2 protein-coding genes and 1 pseudogene are annotated in these 2,010 nt (G+C 49.8%); all 3 read left to right on the top strand.

Features of this window, described 5'->3' with window-relative positions:
* The coding region (locus ABUA47_RS24410; RefSeq protein ID WP_349832246.1) for an RHS repeat-associated core domain-containing protein at positions 1–1,149 on the top strand (1,149 nt) is incomplete at its 5' end.
* Positions 1,150–1,156: 7 nt separating this feature from the next.
* Positions 1,157–1,507 (top strand): hypothetical protein, encoded by a 351-nt coding sequence (locus tag ABUA47_RS24405; protein WP_032557871.1) that lies wholly within the window; start codon positions 1,157–1,159, stop codon positions 1,505–1,507.
* Positions 1,508–1,555: 48 nt separating this feature from the next.
* Positions 1,556–2,010: pseudogene (locus tag ABUA47_RS24400) on the top strand (type IV secretion protein Rhs); the annotation flags it as partial.

The following is a 2,010-nucleotide window of genomic DNA, read 5'->3' as shown; positions in this document are numbered from 1 at the left end:
GACCCGGACATGAGGCTGCGCCGCTACCTCAGTGGCGGACGGCTGGAGCAGGACGGTGAATGGCACTGCGAGTACGATGCTGACGGCAACCTGACGGAACGCTACCTCGGCACGGGAAAGTGGCTTGACGGCAAGAAGGACCGCTGGAGATACCGGTGGAACGCCGACGGCTCCCTGGCAAAGGTGGTGCGGCCCGACAAGAGGGAGGTGGAGTTCACATACGACGCGCTCGGGCGCAGGCTCTCCAAGAGCTTCGAAACGACTGTGACGCGGTGGGTGTGGAACGGCAACGTGCCGCTGCACCAGTGGAAGCAGCGCAGGGAATACTCCGTCATGGAGGACAGGTGGAACACGGACACGGAACGCCGCGACATGACGGTATGGCTCTTCGACGAGGAGTCGTTCGTACCGGTGGCAATGCTCAGGGAGGGCAGGTCCTACTCGATACTGACCGACCAGCTCGGAACACCGACGGAGGCATACGATGCCGAGGGCAACGAGGTGTGGAGCCGGGTACTCGACATGGACGGGAACGTCATCGAGGAAACGGGCAACAAGGGAATGGTACCGTTCCTGTTCCAGGGACAGTATTATGATCGGGAGACAGGGCTGGCATATAACAGGTTCAGGTACTATGACCCGAAGATGGGGATGTACGTCTCGCAAGACCCGATTGGACTTGGTGGTGGAATACTCAATTTATATGGGTATGTCGATGATACAAATGCGTGGAGTGATGTTCTTGGTTTAGCTACACGCCCCAATAATGGAAAGTATCACATCTTTTTTGAGCATACAGTGAATGCGAAAGACCAATACGCAAGTGATGCTGTCCAATTTAATAGAGCAAATCAAGAATTTCTAAATAAAATCAATTCTGATGCAATCTTTAAGCATGATATGTTAAAAAGGCATCCAGAACTACATGCATGGATTAAAAATCCAAACATGACATCAAGCCCGTCTGGTTTTACATGGCATCATCATGAAGAAACAAGGAGACTGGTCTTGGTGGACAGAAGAGATCATTCACTCAATCATAAACTTTATCATCCATCAGGTAAAGGTGGGCGAGATTTATGGGGTGGTGGTAATGATGGTCGTAAAGGACGATTAAATGGTTCCACAGGTTATAAACAAAAAAAATAATAAATATATGGATAATTTAAAATCAGAAAAGCCTTATACTTTAGGTTTTATAATCAAACAAGTATCCCAGCAGATACAGGTACATGGATTCTCAAATGAGAATTATTGTATATATTCTAAAAGTGAAAATATACAGTGGGATCAACTATGCTTCATTGATAAATATCCTGAAATTAAAAATGATGAAGAAGTTTATCCCGATTTTGTACAGAAAGAAAATTTGGAATTATTGTATTATGGCGAACAATTTGAAGATATATTATTAAATGTAATGGATCAAATTGGCATACCATCAGAAAAAGATTATATAGAAGCCTTAATCTTTTTTATGGAAAACGATGAATTTAAAGACTTTTGATAAATTTAGATGTTCCGAATGGTAACAGCTTAATGCAAGCACATAGTTATGGCGGACACAGGTTATTTCGACAGCGTGAGTGCTAACCTAAAGACCGGCGTAGGCGCGCAGGTCAAGGGTATCTCGGAAGGCGTCAAGGCGAACTCCGACGCCGGCGTGTCACCGTCCGTCAATGCCCTCGACACGGGGGTCAAGGCGGCAGCCGCCATCGGCGGCCTTGCCGACGGCCTGAGCGAGGCCGCGATGCTCCCCGTGCTGGGTGCCATGGGCATGAAGGGCATGGCCTGCCTGCCCATCTCCAAGCAGCTCGACCCGGTCATCGGCGTGGACATCCACCTCGTGACGATACCACCTTCCCCCGTCGTGCCCATGCCTCACCCTTATGTCGGGGTTCTCCTTCGTCCGCAGGACTTCATCGCGGCGGCGGTCTCTTCATTCATCCCCCCGCCTCCGACAGCGGAACAGACGGGCGACGCCGACAGCGCGAAGCTCGCCGAGGTGGG

Origin of the sequence: Bacteroides sp. RTP31139st1_H2_RTP31139_211217 (assembly GCF_040227615.1) — a bacterium.
In the GTDB taxonomy this organism is placed as follows: Bacteria; Bacteroidota; Bacteroidia; order Bacteroidales; family Bacteroidaceae; genus Bacteroides; species Bacteroides uniformis.
This window is presented reverse-complemented; position numbering and strand designations above follow the sequence as displayed.

What these genes read in the sequence shown, in the direction of transcription:
- ABUA47_RS24405 (WP_032557871.1), top strand. Translation starts at nt 1,157, where the DNA reads ATGGATAATTTAAAATCAGAAAAGCCTTATACTTTAGGTTTTATAATC.